Annotated in this window: 5 protein-coding genes; all 5 read left to right on the top strand. The window is 35.3% G+C overall.

All coding sequences use genetic code 11. The features are described 5' to 3' along the window. Nucleotides 1–2: 2 nt before the first annotated feature. The 5 genes from rfbB to ACWJJ5_RS03455 all read left to right on the top strand — a co-directional run bounded on the left by rfbB (nt 3) and on the right by ACWJJ5_RS03455 (nt 20,016). Nucleotides 3–950, top strand: a complete 948-nt coding sequence (gene rfbB / locus ACWJJ5_RS03475; protein WP_070082545.1) for a dTDP-glucose 4,6-dehydratase — start codon at nt 3–5, stop codon at nt 948–950. 20 nt (nt 951–970) lie between these two features. After that, the gene (rfbD, locus tag ACWJJ5_RS03470; protein WP_454022194.1) at nt 971–1,819 is read left to right on the top strand and encodes a dTDP-4-dehydrorhamnose reductase; all 849 of its coding nucleotides are present in this window, start codon (nt 971–973) and stop codon (nt 1,817–1,819) included. Continuing rightward, a complete protein-coding gene (locus tag ACWJJ5_RS03465; protein ID WP_003150986.1) occupies nt 1,816–2,271 on the top strand; it encodes a dTDP-4-dehydrorhamnose 3,5-epimerase family protein in 456 nt (151 codons plus the stop codon). The genes rfbD and ACWJJ5_RS03465 overlap by 4 nt, the downstream gene beginning before the upstream one ends. A 993-nt stretch (nt 2,272–3,264) precedes the next feature. Then, nucleotides 3,265–10,872: an amino acid adenylation domain-containing protein gene (locus tag ACWJJ5_RS03460; protein ID WP_454022193.1), complete on the top strand. Its 7,608-nt coding sequence runs from the start codon at nt 3,265–3,267 to the stop codon at nt 10,870–10,872. A gap of 30 nt (nt 10,873–10,902) precedes the next feature. Continuing rightward, nucleotides 10,903–20,016 carry a non-ribosomal peptide synthetase gene (locus tag ACWJJ5_RS03455; RefSeq protein WP_101562539.1) on the top strand — a complete coding sequence of 3,038 codons (9,114 nt, stop codon included), beginning with the start codon at nt 10,903–10,905 and terminating at the stop codon, nt 20,014–20,016. Nucleotides 20,017–20,058: the final 42 nt, after the last annotated feature.

Raw genomic sequence — 20,058 nt, 5'->3', positions numbered from 1 at the left:
TCATGCCAAAATCATATTTAATTACAGGGGGCGCCGGATTTATCGGCCTTACCTTCACAAAGATGATGCTGAAAGAAACAGATGCGCAGATTACCGTCCTGGATAATCTCACGTATGCAAGCAGGCCGCTTGAAATAGAAGCCTTAAAAAAGAACGGCCGTTTCCGTTTTATCAAAGGTGACATTTCTGAAAAAGAGGACATTGACAAAGTCTTTTCCCAAATGTATGACGCTGTCATTCATTTTGCGGCTGAATCCCATGTGGACAGAAGCATAAATCAGGCAGAGCCGTTCATCACAACAAATGTAATGGGCACATACCGACTGGCGGACGCGGTGTTACAGGGAAAAGCCGGCAGGCTGATTCACATTTCCACAGATGAGGTGTACGGAGATTTGGCGCCGGATGATCCCGCTTTTACAGAGACGACGCCGCTTTCTCCGAACAATCCGTATTCCGCCAGCAAGGCAAGCTCAGACCTGCTTGTCATGTCTTATGTGAAAACCCATAAGCTTCCTGCCATCATTACGAGATGCAGCAACAATTACGGGCCGTACCAGCACCATGAGAAAATGATTCCGACCATTATCAGGCATGCTGTAAACGGCACGCCGGTTCCGCTGTACGGCGACGGGATGCAGATCAGAGACTGGCTGTTTGCCGAAGATCATTGCCGCGCCATTAAGCTCGTGCTGGAAAAAGGAACACTCGGCGAAATTTACAATATCGGCGGAGGAAATGAACGGACGAATAAAGAGCTTGCGTCATTTATCATGAAGGAGCTCGGTGTCGAGGAACAGTTTGCTCATGTCGAAGACAGAAAAGGGCATGACCGCCGTTACGCCATCAATGCTTCAAAGCTGAAAAATGAGCTGGGATGGCGGCAGGACGTCACATTTGAAGAAGGAATGAGAAGAACCATTCGCTGGTATACAGACAGCCAAGACTAATCGGAAAGAAGGGGATCCGATTGACGAAGGTATTAGTAACCGGAGCGGCCGGTCAGCTGGGGCGGGAGTTATGCCGCCAGCTGAAGCGGGAAGGGTATGAAGTGATCGCCTTGACAAAAGCGATGATGAACATATCCGACCAGCGTTCGGTGCGGCACTCGTTCAGCCATTACAAGCCGGATATCGTCGTCAATACGGCGGCATACACCTCCGTTGACAAATGTGAAACGGAGCTCGACAAAGCGTATTTAATAAACGGAATCGGCGCTTATTATGCCGCGCTTGAGGCTGAAAACACCGGCGCGAAATTCATTCACATCAGCACCGATTACGTCTTCAGCGGCAAAGGAACACGGCCATACGAGACCGATGATCCCGCAGATCCGGGCACGATTTACGGAAAAAGCAAAAAACTCGGCGAAGAACTGATCCGGTTAACGGGAAAAAACCACACCATTATCAGAACGTCGTGGGTGTACGGCAGCGGCGGGCACAACTTTGTCAATACGATGCTGAAACTTGCGGATACACATGATCAGGTTCGTGTCGTTAACGATCAAGTCGGCGCACCGACGTACACAAAGGATTTAGCCGAAACGGTGATCGGTCTGTTTGACAAGCCGCCGGGCTTGTACCACGCCGCAAACAGCGGAGTGTGCAGCTGGTATGAATTTGCCAAGGCTATTTTTGAAGAAAGCGGCAGAACCGCCGCCGTGCTGCCCGTCACGACGGAGGAATACGGAAATGAGACGCCGCGCCCTGCTTACTCGGTGTTGAGCATTGAGTCGATTGAACGGCAGGGGCTCGGCATGAGGCATTGGCGGGAAGCGCTGCAGGATTATTTACAAAGGGAGGGACAGTGCAAGTGATCGAAGGCGTAAAAATTAAAAAGCTGATCAAACACAGCGATGACCGGGGTTTTTTCTCAGAACTCGTCCGTGACGATGAACATCTCTTAGAGCGTTTCGGGCAGGCTTCCTGGTCCAAAAGCTATCCCGGCGTCATTAAAGCGTTTCACTATCATGAGAAACAGGATGACCTGTGGTTTTTCCCGACGGGCCACGCCCAGGTCGTGCTGCATGACCTTCGCGAAGAGTCGGCAACCAAGGGAGAAACGGATGTCTACTACATGGGAGAAGACAATCCGATGCTCCTTCTCATTCCCAAAGGCGTCGCACACGGGTACAGAGTGCTGGGCGAAACCCCGCTGACCATTATTTATTTCACGACAATGTCCTACAATCCGGATCAGCCTGACGAAAAAAGAATTCCGTGGAATGATGACACCATCGGATTTGACTGGCAGACGGCTCACCGGTAGCGCACAAGACGAAGACAGCGGATGTCTTCGTTTTTTGTTTTTAAGTGGATGTGATATCTGGAAAAACTATGGGCTATTTCCAGGAAAAGAGAAACTCCCTTCACGAATGGAACCATTAGACGCCCATTGGAATAATCATTCGTTTCAGGTATAGGTCCTTCGTCTCCATCGATTCGTGGTTAAGCTTATGAATCACATAAAGTGATAGCCGTTATGCTGCTGTGTACTTGAGTCGTTGTACCGTAATAAATCCCTTCATACGGTAACTTTTTAAGGCTAGAATAAATCTGGATATATTTTGCGCTTTAACGTTGGCTGAACGTTTTTAAAAATAACCTGTTATTTCATATTCGCTCAATTTATCTTCGAAAAAATCCCTAATGTGGCGCATTTTTATACTCTCTTACTACCCCTTTGTTTATTTTTTGTCAAAACAGAAGGTAAACCAGTGCAACTATGACCTAATCCTTATTTCAGAAAGTGGAGGGAACATATCCCTGTTTCACTTATTTATCAGAAAATCCAAAATCATATATTCAAATTTAAAGAAGAAATACATCTGAAAAAGATGCTTATTGCATTTGCTCTCTATTTGTTTTTCGAAAAATATGGAATTGTATAATATTATATGGTAAAATCGTTACGAATGTTTGCCATATATGGAATTGATTGATATATTTAACGTATCCTTAAAAAGAGAGGGCTGATATAATAGTCATACTCATAACAGAAAAGAGGAAAACTAGTCCATTTTAAAAAGGAAAAAATATTTTAGGTGTATAGCAGGATTGTAATAAACCTAACAAAATCAATTACCAAAAAAATACAATGAATTCTTAAGTTATAATTGTGCTATTTAAAGAATCAGGTAAGTAAAGCCATGAAAGATGAATTTGAATACTCTCCTGATTACTATAATTGATAAAACGTTAAAGTGAAGAATTTAAGCAAAGAATAGCAGCAGAGAAATTAAAATCTTAAGGAGAAATGATTGTGGCAAAAAAATTCTATATGAGTAATAACCAAAAGCGCCTCTATATCATAAACCAATTACAAGGAAATGATATTTCTTATAACACCCCTAAGGTTTTAGATTTTTCTGGACGGTTTGATGTCAATAGACTAACTGAGGCATTTAATGAGCTCTGTAAAAGGCACGAATTACTTAGAACTACCTTTACAAATAAGGATGATAAGTTCTACCAAATCGTACACGAAGAAGTGGCTGTTAAACTAGAAGTAGACCTAGAAGTAACTAAGGATATGCAAGAGTCTTTTAAAGAATTTTTACGACCATTTGATTTAGTAAAGGCCCCGCTAATGCGTGTAAAAGTTCAAGAAACTGACGAAGGTTCATTATTAATGATTGACTTTCATCATATTATTTGCGATGCAATCTCGGTCAACATTTTTATTGATGAATTACTTTCTTTATATAAAGGGGGGTCACTCAAAGATAATAAAATTCAATATAAAGATTTTACCGCTTGGCAAAACTCTAAGGATATGTCAGTGCACGAAGAATTTTGGTTAAAGGAATTCTCTGAATTACCACCGGTTGTGGACTTAAGGACAGACTTTAACCGCCCAAAGTGGAAAAGTATTAAGGGGAAGACAATACATAAAACTCCAAATAACGAATTAAGTAAGTTAGTAAAAACATTTTGCAGTAGTAATAATACAACAGAATTTATGGTGTTGTTATCAGCATTTATGGCTTTTTTAAGCAAATACAATTCGCAAGATGATATAACTGTGGGAATTCCTGTAGCGAATCGTACACACCCTCAATCTCATAATATGGTTGGGATGTTCGTTAATACTCTCGCAGTAAATAATAGAATTGATAAAAGTCAATCATTCACTTCCCTGTTATCGACAATGAAGGATAAAGTTTATTCGATTTTTGACCATCAAGAGTATCCATTCGAAGAGTTAATTGAAAAATTAGACATAGAAAGAGATGTATCCAGAAATCCGCTGTTTGACATCATGTTCGTTTTCCAGAATGTTGAAGATAAAAAATATATTTTAGATGGAAAAGAACTTAATGAAATCAAGGACATCGATTATCCCGTTTCTAAATTTGATTTAACTTTAACAATTGATGCAACTGAATCAGGTTATGAATTCAATTGGGAGTATTGTTCGGAGCTGTTTAAAAAGCAAACTGTTGAGTATATAGATAAATTGTTTAACGAATTTTTAAGAAATGTAATATCAACCCCTTCCCGACATTTGGAAACTATCAGTATGCTGAATGAAACAGAGTATTCATTGCTAATTGATGGTTTTCGAAAAACACCACGAATGAAATTGAAAAGATCAGTATTGGATACATTCAATCACAATGTTCGGATTAAACCGAATAAAAGAGCTCTAAGAATGGGCAATCGTTCAATGACGTTCATAGAATTAGACCATGCCTCTAATAAATTGGCATTGCACCTTGTACAGCAAAGACTTAAGCCTAAATCGGTAGTCGCCTTGCTGTTTGATAGATCTTTTGAAACTATCGTCACAATCCTCGGAGTTCTAAAAGCTGGCGCAGCCTTTTTGCCAATTGAGCCTAACCTTCCAAAAGATAGAATCAATTACATCTTAGAAAATAGTAATGCTAGTCTATTAATTTCTAATTTAGAAGAATTTAATTTTAGTTCCTTACATGGCGATATTCTTCGCTATAAGGAAATTGATTTTTCTAAATTGCCCAATAAAGAAATCAATATCCAAAGAGACGAACATATGTTGACGTATGTCATCTACACTTCCGGTTCTACTGGAAGACCGAAAGGGGTAGCGATTAAGGAAAATAGCTTATTGAATTATTTAGACTGGGGAAAACAAAAGTATATTATTTCTGAAGAAGATACATTCGGGTTCTATTCACCACTTTCTTTTGATTTGACCATAACTTCCATTTTTTTACCGTTAGTATCAGGCTTAACTATGCATATCTATCCTTCAAAAGATTACGCTACAGCATTAATAGACTTAGTTAAGGAAAATAAAGTTACCATTTTAAAATTAACTCCTTCTCATTTGAAGATGGTTAATCAGTTAGATATAGAAAATGCAATTTTCCATACTTTAATTGTAGGTGGAGAAGAGTTAACTGTACAAACTTGCAAAGAAATAACACTAAAAGTAAAACATCCTATTTCTATTATTAATGAGTATGGCCCAACTGAAGCTACCATTGGATGCGCTACTCACAAATACAATATAAATACTGACGATATGTTAGTTCCTATTGGTCGTGCAATAAATAACACTCAGTTGTATGTTTTAAACTCTGAATTAAAACATCAACCATATGGAGTGATCGGAGAGTTATATATTTCTGGAGAATGTCTGGCTTATGGATATGTTAATAATCAAGAACTTACTAGCAAGAAATTTATTGAAAACCCATTCATTCCAGGGGCTAAAATGTATGCTACAGGAGATCTTGTTTATAAATGTTCCGATGGTAATTTAGTTTATTGCGGAAGAATGGATGATCAAACTAAGCTCAAGGGATTCAGAATTAATCTGGAAGAAATAGAAAGGGTTCTGAAGAATGAGTTAAATATTAGCGATGTAAGTGTACTCATTAAGAACTTAAATGTTGGAGACTATCTTTGTGCTTATTTAGTAGGGAACAACTCCTCAGAAAAAGAGATTAAAGATATGTTAGGGAATTTTGTTCCTGACTATATGATTCCAACGTTCATTATTAATGTTGAAAATATACCTTTAACAAGCAATGGGAAAGTGAACAAAGGTAAACTTCCTGATCCGATTCTTCAATCCCATGTAAATTATGTAGCACCTCGTAACGACTTTGAAACAGCAGTAGTAAATGTCTTCTCAAAAGTACTTGGAACTAGAGTGGGAATGAGAGATAATTTCTTTGACTTAGGTGGAGATTCTATTAAGGGGATCAGAATTATAGCGAAACTAAGAGAAGAAGGGTACTTTTTAACGCTTAGAGAGATTATGGAGCGTAAAGCAATAGAGAATATTATCGATAATATTAAAGTTCTAAATAGTGGATGTAATCAACAAAAGGAGTTAACAGGTGAGGTGAAACTTTCTCTAATTCAAAATGAATTTATGAAAAGCAATTTACCTAATCCAAATTACTTCAATCAATCGGTAGTTTTAGAATCTAAGAAAAGTATTAACTCGGTAATATTAAAGACGGCTCTTTCTAAAATCGTTCAGCATCACGATATGTTACGAGCAACCTTTGATAACAGACATCAGGTCATTAAGTCATCAGATAACCATAGTTTATATGAATTTATTGAGCAGGATTTCTCAGCAATACAATCCAAGGATGAATTTAAGAAATTATTTTTGGATAAAACATTAGAAATTACAAGTTCAATTAACTTAACCAGTGGACCTCTAGTCAAAGTAGGACACTTTATGATCAAGGAAAAGGATTATTTATTTATAACAATCCACCATTTAGTAGTGGATAGTGTTTCTTGGCAAATTATCATTGATGATTTAAATGATATTTATAACTCATTGTCAAAAGGAAAGGAAAAAAACCTTCCAAGTAGGAGCGATTCCTATAAAAAATGGGTAGAAGAGCAAGACAGATTGGCAACGAAGTATAGTGTGAAAAGAGAGTTAGCGTATTGGAAAAAGGTTGAACTTGAACTAAGTAAAAGTCTGTTTGAGCCAAGTTTTCCAAAACACCAGTCTACCTTCCTTCATCAAATAGATTTATGTTTTTCTAAAGAAGTTACTTCTAACTTAATTTATAAATCTGTTAAACCATATGGATTGGAAGTAAAAGACTTACTACTGGCTGCTTTGTTTAGATCAATAGCGAAAATTAACAGTAATAATACGGCAGCAGTCCATCTCGAAACACACGGAAGGGAAAATCCTCTATCAACTCTAAGGATTGAAAGGACGGTAGGGTGGTTCACAAATATCTATCCTGTGGTTGTCAACGATATTGGAAAAGACATTGAACAAGATATTATAAATGTTAAAGAGACGCTAAAACGTGTTCCGAATCGTGGGATAGGTTATCAAATTTTAAAAAATAATTATAAAGAGCATCTATTCAAAGAAAGTACATCAGACATCACTTTTAATTATTTAGGAGAACAACAAAAACATCAAGATGAAGAGAGTTTTATTGTTAGTGAACTTAAATGCGCTAACCCAATCTCTTTAGAAAATATATTTGGAACGCCAATCTCAATGGATGGCATTATTGTGGATGGCGAACTACATTTCTCTGTATCATATGACATTTCACGTTTTACAACAGAGTTCATTGAATCTCTAATAGATAAATTCGAAAAAGAGGTTCAAAACATCGTTAAGCATTGTGGAGTGCAAGCGAATATTATTACAACTCCTTCCGATTTTGGAGAGTTAGATTTATCCTTAAATGAATTCAATGCTATTAAGGATAAAGTAGAAAGTGATAATGGAGTAATAAAGCGTATATATCCATTAACACCGATGCAAGAGGGAATACTGTTTCATACATTACAAGATGAAAGCAATGAAAGTTATGTTGTACAAGGAATCTTTAACACAGACAAGCCAATTGAAATAGAACCCTTTAAACAAGCACTTCAATTATTAAGTGAAAAACACGAGGTTTTAAAGACTAATATTTTCAGATCACAATTAAGCGAGCCTCGACAAGTAATAGTTGAAAACAAAGAAATTGATCTTAAATATATAGACATTTCAAGTAATGACGATGTAGAACTTTTAATTAAATCCATAGCAAAAGATGATTTACAGCGTGGATTTAATCTTGAAAAAGAACGTTTGATTAGATTTACATTTGTAAAACAAGCAGAAGAATCGTTCAAATTAATAATGACATTCCATCATATTATTATGGATGGTTGGTGTATGTCTATATTAATGAATGATTTATTTGATATATATGAGAGATTAACCAATTACAAGGAGCTATCTAAAGAAGATATTACAACTAAAACACAAGGGACTTATGAAGACTATGTTCGTATCATCCGAAATAAGGATGACGAAGAAGTAATTAATTACTGGAGAGACTTGCTAAATGATTTTGACGGAGCAAATGATATTAAGCCTGCATTTGAGTCTAGAAAGCAAGAAAAAACTATTAATCGAACACTGTATTCTTTACCAGTAAATCTTTTCAGTTCTATTCAAGAATATGCACGTAAAAATAATAGTACCCTCAACACCGTAATTGAATTAGCTTGGGGAATGTTACTTCAAAGCTATAATCTATCGAGCGATGTTGTGTTTGGGAAGGTCGTATCTGGGCGAGATAGTATAGTCAAAAATGTCGAAGAAGTTATAGGGTTATTTATTAATACAATTCCTGTCCGTGTATGTAATGAGCCAACAGATTTAGTTAGAGAGGTGTTAAGCAAACTACAGAATCAGGCAATAGATTCTATGGAAAATGGGTATAGTTCTTTGGCGTATATCCAAAGTCTAACAGAATTAGGGCCAGAATTAATTCAGACCCTACTGATCTTCGAGAACTATTATATAGCTGACAATACAAATCAAAGTAGTACAGGGTTAGTTCCTGTTCTAGATACTGTAAGGGAAGAAACCAATTATGATCTTACTTTATCAGTAGAAGCAGGTGAAACCTTAACTTTTGATCTTTTATTCAATAAGAACAAATATCAGGAAATAGAAGTCGGAAATATGATGGAAAGGCTTGAAAATATATTAAAACAAATTGTTCATAATCCAGATATTCAATTCAGAGATCTTCAACTTATTTCTGAATATGAAAGAGAGAACATCCTAGAGAACTTTAATAAGACTGCTTTAAATTTTGATGCAAATAAATCAATTATTGATCTAATCGAAGAGAATGCAAACCTGAACCCTGAAAAGGAAGCCGTGGTATATAGCGATATTAAACTGACTTATAAAGAACTAAACGAAAAGTCTAATCTCATTGCTAATCACCTTTATCAGGGAGGAATAAATCGAGATAGTGTCATAGCTCTAAAATTACAAAACTCTCCTGAAATGATTATTTCAATAATTGGCATTCTCAAAACTGGGGCAGCTTATGTACCTTTAGATCCGAATTATCCGAAAGAGCGCATTGACTTAATACTTAAGGATTGCGGGGCAAATGTATTACTGTCTAACGAAGATGATGAAGAATATAGGGGTGAAAATCTAATTTCACTAAAAGTGGAAACAATGATATTTAACCCTCAGGAAGGTAATACAAATTTGGAATTTCAACGTATGTACTATCCTGAAGATCTGTTTTGCATAATTTATACGTCTGGAACCACAGGTAAACCTAAAGGGGTTACGTTGAAAAACAGCAATATTCTTGCATATGTATATTCATTTAGAGAAGAGTTTTCCGTAGATGAAAACACTAGATTCCTACAACAAGCAACCTATACTTTCGATATGTTCATCGAAGAGGTCTTCCCAACTTTATCATTTGGGGGCACATTATGCATTTATCCAAAGTTCTATGGGATTGACTTCGAGGAATTATGTGATTATATCAACCAAAAAGAAGTAAATATTATCAGCTGCTCACCGCTAGCATTAAGTGAAATTAATAAGCTGAATAGGACTAAATCTGTAAAAACATACATTAGTGGGGGAGAGGAAATCAAACCTATTTATTATGATAACTTAATCCAGAATGCTAGTGTATACAATACGTATGGTCCAACTGAGGCAACTGTGTGTTGCACATACTTTAAAATTAGCGGAGAGCAATTAAATAACGTATCGATTGGAAAACCAATTTCGAATGTACAAGTCTACATTCTCTCTGATGATAATCAACTTTGTGGCATCAACTCTCCTGGAGAGATTTGCGTAGCAGGAAAGGGCATAACAGCTGGTTATTTAAATCGAGAATCATTAACAAATGAAAAGTTTGTACCTAATCCATTTGGTGGAGGGAAACTTTACCGCACAGGAGACATTGGAAAATGGATGCCTGATGGAACTATAACGTACTTAGGACGCATTGATAATCAAATTAAATTAAGGGGTTATCGAATTGAACTAAGCGAGATAGAAGCTAATGTAAGGGATAATATTGATGTATTTGACGTAGCAGTAACTGTGAAAACAAGAGATGAGGAAAAAATTATTTGTCTTTATGTACAGAGTGACACTGTAACAAAAGAAGAAATTTATCAAGAGTTAAAGGCTAAGCTCCCAAGTTATATGGTTCCTACACATATTAGTGTTGTTACGTCTCTTCCAATGAAGTCAAACGGAAAAATTCACTTTGGAAAGTTAGAAATGCCAGAAGTAATATCACTTAATCAAACAAATGAACCAACAAACGATACGGAAAAAACCGTATTATCAGTATTCCAAGATATTCTTGGAGGAACCTTCATCGGTCTAGATGATGACTTTTTCGAGGTAGGTGGACACTCATTAAAAGCTGTTCAATTCATTACAATGATTGAGCAGAGAACTGGCATTCAATTGAAAGTGACAGAAATTTTTGAAGCTCGAACAGTTAGAGAGATTAGTAAACTAATTGGATATAAAGAGATGAGTGAAAATTACCAAAAGAGTTGGGGGAGTTTAGAAGACGAAGAAGTAGAAGAACTAATCTAATAGAAACTACGGTTAAAAGAGGTGTAGAGTTTGAGCCACAAATACAGAATGAGTTCGGCCCAGAAACGCATTTATGCATTAGAAGTCTTGCAAGAAAGCAGTACTTCTTATAATGTTCCTACTTTACTAAAAGTTGAAGGTCAAATAAATTTAAACACTTTGGAAAGAGCATTTAGGAAGTTATGCGAACGGCACGAGTTACTAAGAACACATTTTATGCACTCAAAAAATAATTTCATTCAAGTAGTAGAAGAAGAGGTAGAAGCGAAAGTAGTTTATGAAGAGGTACAGGGAGTAGAGGAGAGAGAAATTTTAGAAGGGTTTGTACAACCTTTCAATTTAAAGAAGGCGCCCCTGATGAGAATGAGAGTAGTAAAGAATTTAACGAGCGATGACAATTACTTGCTAATTGACGTTCACCATATTATTTGTGACGGAGAGTCCCTAGCTCTGATTTTTGATGAATTGGGAAAGTTATATAATGATTTTCCCCTACCACCGCTAAAAGCTCAATACAAAAACTATAGTGCGTGGGAAAATAAGAGAAATATAGACCCACAAAAACAATACTGGCTAAGTGAATTTAAGAATGGAATAACTCCTTTAGAATTAAGGACTGATTTTCAGCGCCCAGCTTGGAGAAGTAACAAAGGAAATAGTTTCAATAGGGAAATGAAAAAAGCACATACTGTGCTCATCGAGGATCTTTGTAAAAAAACGAAGACTACGGAATATATGTTATTTATGTCTGCGTTTATGACGTTACTACAAAAGTATTCTCATCAAGAAGAAATAATTCTGGGTACCCCTATTGCAGGCAGAACGCACCCAGATACTCATAATATGTTAGGGATGTTTGTTAATACCCTGGCAATTAAAGGTGAAGTGAGACCAGAACATTCTTTTCTAGAATTCTTAGAGTTCCTCAAAGCTAAATGTTTAAAAGGATACGAAAATCAAGATTATCCTTTCGACGAATTAGTTAAAGAACTTAACGTTGAAAGAAATACATCTAGAAATCCAATTTTTGATGTGATGTTTGGTCTGCAGAATGGTGCTAAATCAGATTTGAAGCTAGGTAAAGCAGAGTTATCAGGTATTAGTCATTGTCACAAAACGGCTAAATTCGATCTTACATTAATGATTGATAAAGGTGAAGAATCCTATGATTTGTACTGGGAATACAGTACAGATATATTCACAGAAGCTACAATTATGCGTATGGCCGATCATTTTGAAATTTTGCTCACTAATATATTACAGAACCCTGAATGTTCTGTTTCTAAACTTGATTATATGTCAGAAAAAGAGAAGACAGATTTAAAAAGGGGCTTAAATAAAAAAGAAGATAAATTTCCTACAAATAAATCGTTAATTGACATATTTGAAGAGACTGTTAGCACAAATGAGAGTCAGATAGCGATTGAATTTGAAGGTGAAAGTTTAACTTATTCAGAACTAAATGAAAGAGCAAATTATATTAGCTTAGAGTTATCCCAAAAAGGAGTTTACAGCGGTTCGATTGTCGGCATAATAGCCAATTCTTCTATTGATACAATGGCTGCGGTTCTCGGCGTTCTAAAAACTGGAGCAGCTTACCTACCACTAGATCCAAATACACCAAAAGAACGTTTGTCTTATATTATAAGCGATAGCAATATGAACGCTTTAATAGTAGACCATTTCAAATCGCAAATACTTGATTTAAGTGACAAAAAAATCATTCACTTAGATGAATTAGACGGTAGAAGTAGCTTTTCTGTGAAGCAGAATATATCCGAAGAAGATCTAGCATACGTTATCTACACTTCCGGTTCGACCGGTAATCCTAAGGGAGTAATGATAACTCATAAAAATATTATTAATCAAGTTTACTGGCATATAACAGAAGCAGAGTTAACAAATCAGTCAAAGTATATTCAAAATACCGCATTTATCTTTGATGGATCAGCATTGGAAATCTTTTCAACTTTACTTTCCGGTGCAAAGCTCTTATTAATACATCCTGAAAAGAAAAAAGAACCTGAAGAAATCCTAAAATTGTTACCAGGTGCACACATTAGTTTCTTACCGTCAATGTTCAGAGCTTTAATGGAATATGCAATTGATAACAAGATGGAAGAAACCTTAAACTCTTTTGAAAGATTAAACCTTGCAGCAGAAAAGATTTCAGGTGATCTTATCAGGAGATATCAATCAATAAAAGGGAGTAAGTTATCAAAGATCTGTAATTTTTATGGACCAACAGAAGCTACTGTTACGTCAACTTCGTATCAGTTAAGAGAAGATACAAATTTAGATAATATACCAATTGGCAAACCAGTCTCCAACTACAAAATTTATATTTTAAATCAAAGTGAGCTTTGTGCAAAAGGTGTTTTAGGAGAAATTTGTGTAGGTGGACTTGGGGTTTCAAAGGGATATTTAAATAACAAGAAATTAACAGAAGCTTCATTTGTACGCTGCTCAGCTCTAGATAATGAATTAATCTATAGAACCGGCGACATTGGCTATATTAATCAATTTGATGAAATTGAATTAGTCGGTCGAGTGGATGAACAAGTAAAGATAAGAGGATTTAGAGTAGAGTTGCAAGAGATAGAAACTGCTTTAAAAGATATAACAGATATAAATGAAGCAGTAGTGGTTAGGAAAGAAGATCCCAATAATGACTTTTTAGTAGCATACTTTACAAGTGACGCTCCCATAAAAAATTCAGTAATTAAAGATGTACTCTTAAAGAAATTACCTGAATATATGGTGCCAGAATTCATTATTAAATTAGATGACTTACCGCTACTTTCAAATGGAAAAATAAATAAAAAGTATCTAGGTCAACTTAGTGTCAACAAATTCTCTAATTATGAAAAGCCGACTAATCCTATAGAAACGGTTTTATGCGAGGTCTTCTCAGAGATTCTAGGAGTTGAACCAGTGGGCATTGACACTAGTTTCTTTGAACTAGGTGGAGATTCAATTAAGGCTATTAGGATTGTCTCCAAATTGAGAGAGAGAGGATACAGCGCAACAGTTAAAAGCATTATGCAGAACAAAACAATTAAAAGAATTGCGCTGACTCTAAAAAAACTAGGGGATATTCAATCATTAGATGAAGCAGTGATTGGTCAATTACCTTTTACACCAATCCAATGTGAATTCTTCAATTCTAATTTAGAAAACCCTAATCATTTTAACCAAAGTATTGTTTTGGAGAGTAAAAATGAAATTGATGTTTCGGTGTTTACTAGGGCTTTAAAAGCGTTAGTAATGCATCACGATCAATTAAGAGCCCATTATGTAAATGGTAAACAATTTGTTCGCCCTGAAACGGCTGAAAATTTATTTCTATTATCTGAGCGAGTTCTACAACAATCAAGCTTGGACGAAATTGAAGCTATAGGAAATGACTTGCAGACTTCTCTAGACATTGAGAGCGGTCCGTTAATCAAATGCGCTCTAATAAATTCTTTAAAATTCAACGGAGCATTGCTATGTATTCATCACTTACTTGTAGATAATATCTCTTGGAAAATTATTTTAGAGGATTTAAACACCCTGTACGAAGGATATTTAAAAGGTTCAGACGTTAAACTTCCCCAAAAAACTTTGTCATATAAGAGATGGAGTATGGGCATAGAAACTTATTTCCAATCCGAAGAGAGAAAAAGAGAATTGGATTATTGGAAACAGGTACAGACAGAGGTTGATTCTAACCATTCCTTATCTAAAGAGGCGAGGAACTCAGAAGGTACAGGGATCAAAGAAAGTGAACTGAAAATCGGAAGAGAGTTAACAGCAAATTTAACTAAAAAGGCCATACAAGCCTATAACTTAGATGTCAAAGATCTGTTGTTTGCATCTTTATTCCGAACGATGCAGAAAATCAATGGCCATAATACTGTAAGCTTGAATATGGAAAGCCACGGAAGAGCGGAGATTTTAGATGGTTTTTCAATAGATCGTACAGTCGGTTGGTTTACTACTATGTATCCCGTTGTCTTAAGTAACGTAGGAGATGATATTCGACTTGATATTATTCGAACAAAAGAGGCGTTGAGACGAGTTCCTAATCACGGGATAGGATATGGAATAGCAAAAAAATTAAACTTTATAAACGAAAAGAATTTACAGCCGTTTATTACTTTAAATTATTTTGGAGAACAAACAGCCATAGCAAACAGTGATTATTTCTATCCTGTTGATATAAGTTCAGGTAAACAAATTGATTCTAAAAATAGGTTTGGAACACCTATTAGTATAAACTGCGAAGTAATTAATGGGCACTTAGAAATCACTACTTCTTATAACTCAGAAGTTATATCAACAACTTTCATTGAGAAATTAGAACATAACTGGCAAGAACAATTAAATAAGGTCGTGTCACATTGCTTACTAAAGAAAGTTAGCGAACATACTGCTTCAGATTTTAATGAAATAGAATGGGGAGTTGCTGACTTTGAATACTGCGTGAGTCAATTAAGTAGAAAACGAGAAAATTTAGAGATGATTTATCCGCTAACACCTATGCAGCAAGGTATGTTATTTCACAAGATGGAGGATGGAGAATCCTCGAATTATTTCTTGCAAAATGTCTTTACTTGGCATGAAAAATTAAATTTAAATGCTCTAATAGAGAGTTTAAGCTTAATAACAAATAAACACAAAATTTTAAAAACAAGTGTTATCTATAAAAAGGTGAGTGTTCCACGACAAGTTATATCTGAACAGCGTGATGTGGAATTGAATGTTCTAGATTTGACAGAGCACAAAGATAAAACAAATGTTTTTTACGATACTAAAATTAAAGATAGAAACAGAGGGTTTGACTTAGAAGAGGATAGTTTACTTCGTTTCACTATAGTGAAGATGGAGGAAACAGATTATAGAGTGATTATGTCGGCACACCACATTATTATGGATGGTTGGAGTTTACCTATACTTGTGCGCGACTTACTCAAATATTATGAAGCAATTGTTAACAATCTTAAGGTTAATGAATTTTCTAAACCTAAAGCCAGCTTTTCTGATTATGTTGATTTAATTAATAAGAGAAAAAGTAGCGCAAAGTACTGGAGAAATTTATTAGATGGTTTAGAAGAAAAGACCTCTATTATAGAAGAAGGTAAGCCGGAAAACGGAAGTGAAGAGGTCAAGTCCTATGAATTATCACTAAACGAAAATGAGACACAAAAATTAGTTAAGATAAGCAAAGACTACAATGTAACAGTAAACACCATTATTGAAGCATTATGGGGGATTCTTCTTCAAAAATATAACAATGTTTCAGACTCCATTTTCGGTAAAGTGGTTTCTGGAAGAAACGCAGAAATTCCGGGTATCGAGCAAATAGTAGGGTTGTTTATAAATACGATTCCAGTACGTATTAAAAGTCAGCCAAACCAAAAGTTTACGGATTTACTACAAGATGTTCAGAATCAGGCACTAAATAGCGGGCAATTTGATCATATGTCATTAACAGACATTCAAAATGAAACAAATTTAGGAGCAGGAATGATCCAAACTATTTTAGCCTTTGAGAATTATTTTGTAGAAGAAGGTTCGGAACCAGCTGAGCTGCAGATGGAAGAAGCAAGTGAGCAAACTAATTTTGATTTAGCCCTAAGTATCATAATTGAAAAACAACTTTCCTTAAACTTAATGTATCAGACGAATAAATACAATTATGGTGAGATTTCTAGAGTATTAAATCATTTCAAAAACTTACTTCTTAGCGTAATTGATACACCAGAAAAATCTATTTCTGAATTAAACGTTGTAAGCGATATTGAGAAAGACATAATATTAAACAGTTTCAATGAAGAAATGGATGATACACCAGAAGAGGAAACGATAGTTGAAAGGTTAGAGAAAGTTGTAAGTGAATTTCCTAATCATATTGCGGTTGAATACGAAGGAGAAACTTTAAGCTATAAGGAGTTAAATTCACGCTCCAACTACCTAGCCAAACAACTAAAAGATAAGGGCATTAAAGCTAATGATGTTGTTGGCCTGATATCAGATAGAACTTGCGAAATGATTGTAGCCATTTATGCCATTCTTAAAGCTGGTGCCGCATATTTGCCAATCGATAGAAAACAGCCAATCGATAGAATCAACTATATGATCAATGACTCCAAGGCTAGATTAATCGTTGTTGGACCCAATAGCGAAGAGGTAATTGGAAACTTGAATAACATTCCATTTGTAATGATGAGTGATAACATCGGATACCTCGAAGAAAACTTATCAAATGTTATATATCCAACTAATTTGGCTTATGTCATATATACAAGTGGAACAACAGGTAATCCAAAAGGTGTATCAATTGAACACCGAAATGTTATAAACCTATCCAATTGGTTAATATCTCATCTAAGCCTTGATGAGAATAGTATAGTCGTACAAAACTTTTCTTTCATCTTTGATGGATCAGTGTACGAAATATTCCCAGCGCTTCTAGGGGGAAGTAAACTACTCATTTTATCAGACAATCAAAAAGCTGATCCATATGAAATGGTTAGTTGCTTTAATAATGCACATATAGTTATGGTTCCTTCAATGTATCGGGAATTGTTAGATTATGCTAAGTGCAATGGAGTACTAGATAAATTACATTCCTTAAAGTCCATTTCTTTAGCGGGCGAAGCACTAACACTGGATGTCGTTTCTGAATTTTTCGAAACCTCAAAAGAAATTGAAAACAAACCTATCATTCGGAATTGTTATGGTCCGACTGAAGCAACAGTATGTAGTACCTCATATGAATTTAAGGAAAACTACAACGACTCAAAAATTTTAGTAGGAAAACCTATAAAAAATACCACCGCTTTGATTATGAACCAGAAGCAATTAGTGGGCATTGGAATGATTGGTGAACTTTTTGTTGGCGGTCGTGGAGTTGCTGCAGGCTATTTAAATAATGAAAAATTAACAAAAGAGAAGTTCATTGAGCATCCATATTGCAAAGGGGAGGTATTATATCAAACCGGTGATTTAGCAAAGTGGAATACAGATGGAGACATTGAGTTATTAGGAAGAATTGATGAACAAGTGAAAGTACGTGGCTTCAGAATAGAATTATTTGAGATAGAGAGCTGTATCCGTCAATTTGAAGATGTTATAGATGCTGTGGTTATTGTAGATGAAAATAATACAGCGGAACAAATTGTAGCTTATTTTACTGCAAGGAAGGCGATTAATCCTACTGATCTTCAAGATTTCTTGTTTAGAAAACTGAATGATTATATGGTACCAGCACATCTTGTTCAAATTAACGAGATACCGAAGACTCTAAACGGAAAGATCGATAAAAGAAACTTACCAAAGCCAATCCTAAATAAAGAACGTGTAAATTTATATCCTAAATCTAAAACAGAGGAAGTCGTATACCGTGCTTTCCAGGAAGTTCTTTTGAAAGATGATATAAGCACAGATGATAATTTCCTTGATATCGGTGGAGATTCTATTAAAGCAATAAGAGTAATTTCCAAATTGAATAGCTTAGGATATGAAATAAATGTAAGAGCTATTTTAAAATACAAAAATGTACAGGCTATTTCTAGCTTTATTGATTATGTTACTCAAGATAAGAATCATACAAAAGCAGATATCAATCAAGTTATTTTGGATAGCTACAATAAAGCATCTCTAATTGAAGAGCTTAAGATAGATGGTGAAATATTTACAATCCTGTACGTTGAGAACCTTACAAAACCTCTATATGAAAATATAGCAGGTCTCATTGAGAACTTGAAAGTTAGGAATTCATTTATCGATTTTATTGTGCCGCTCGATAAATATGAACATACACAAGGTTGTAAGACAGTAGATGAATTGAAATTACTGTTGGCTTATAACCAATTAGATAATAAAGCCATTAATTACTCTGATTTCATTGAAAAACAAACTGATAACTATAAAGGACCTTTAGTAAGAACATACTCTCCGACAAAAATTCAGGAATTTTATTGCTCAACAAGCGCGGGGATTATCAGTGGACAACTATCAATATCGTTTGAAGGAGCTTCATCAATTGTTAGGGCAGCCATATTAGAAATAATTGAAGAACATAGCGCATTAAGAAGTTCATATTCTTTCTCCAATGGAGAAAAACAGATTAATGAACACCAATTTATCGATTCTTGGTTTATTCCTTTCCTTGATATGAGGAATAGAATCGGAGGAGATAGCATCTCCAATAATATTGATGACTACATTACTCTAAAAGAATATTATCCAGGTATTAATAACCCTTTGTCTCATATATTTGTAAGCCAATTAACCGAATCAAGATACCAAATCAATTTAATTATTGATCATTGTGTATGGGATAAGGCTAGCTCACAAATATTCGAAGAAAAGCTCAGAAATAAAATAGAGGGTTTTTCTTACAACATCTCCGAGAATACATCTTACGTCTCCTATGTAGAAGAAGTACAGGACACAATTCATAACTTAGGTGACAATAGTGAACTCGTTAGAGAAATATTAAATGAAAAAGCGCTAATTTATGACATTCTCAATAACAACAGTGATAAAACCCTGCAATTCAATGTAAATAAACTTTTTAGATTAGGGCCTAATACTCTTAAAAGATATAGGGACAACCCTTGGGAAATTATTGAGTGTATCCTTCAGTCTATAGCTCAGCATAACGGTCTTACGACTATGGAAAATGAAACTTATCCTGTACTAGTTGTTCAAGATGAAAGAAATCATATGAATGGGAATTACGCGGAAACCCTAGGATGTTTCTTAGATTTAATCCCTGCCGCTATCGACTTTTCTAAAGATGGTTTACTGAAGAAAAGAATTGAGTACTTCCAATCCTTAAAGAAAGAAAAAGCAGTAAACTTTTCAGAAATTCTATTTGATAGAGCACAAGATATTGAGGAGCTATTTTCTAAAGTTCTCATTGTTAACTATCAAGGGGCATACAATGTCTCTCCTGAGGAGTTACAAAAGTGGTTATCAGGTCAGAACGAGGATTTCACATCAACTGAAATCTTTATTAATGACGTAGATAATCAACTTATTGTTACTTATCCAGTATTCAAGGGCTGTAAACAAGACATTGAAGTGGAAATACAAACAGCTCTAAATGAATTAGAGGAATCTTCTCACTCACAAAAAGCATTAAGCTAAGAAAACCAATAAAAAATGACATAGTGAAAAGAAAATTTGGGG

The sequence above is a fragment of the Bacillus sp. JK74 genome, from assembly GCF_053663395.1.
This window is presented reverse-complemented; position numbering and strand designations above follow the sequence as displayed.

Bases quoted from the DNA above. Each gene is read 5' to 3' on its own strand.
- rfbB (WP_070082545.1), top strand. From the start codon at position 3: ATGCCAAAATCATATTTAATTACAGGGGGCGCCGGATTTATCGGCCTT.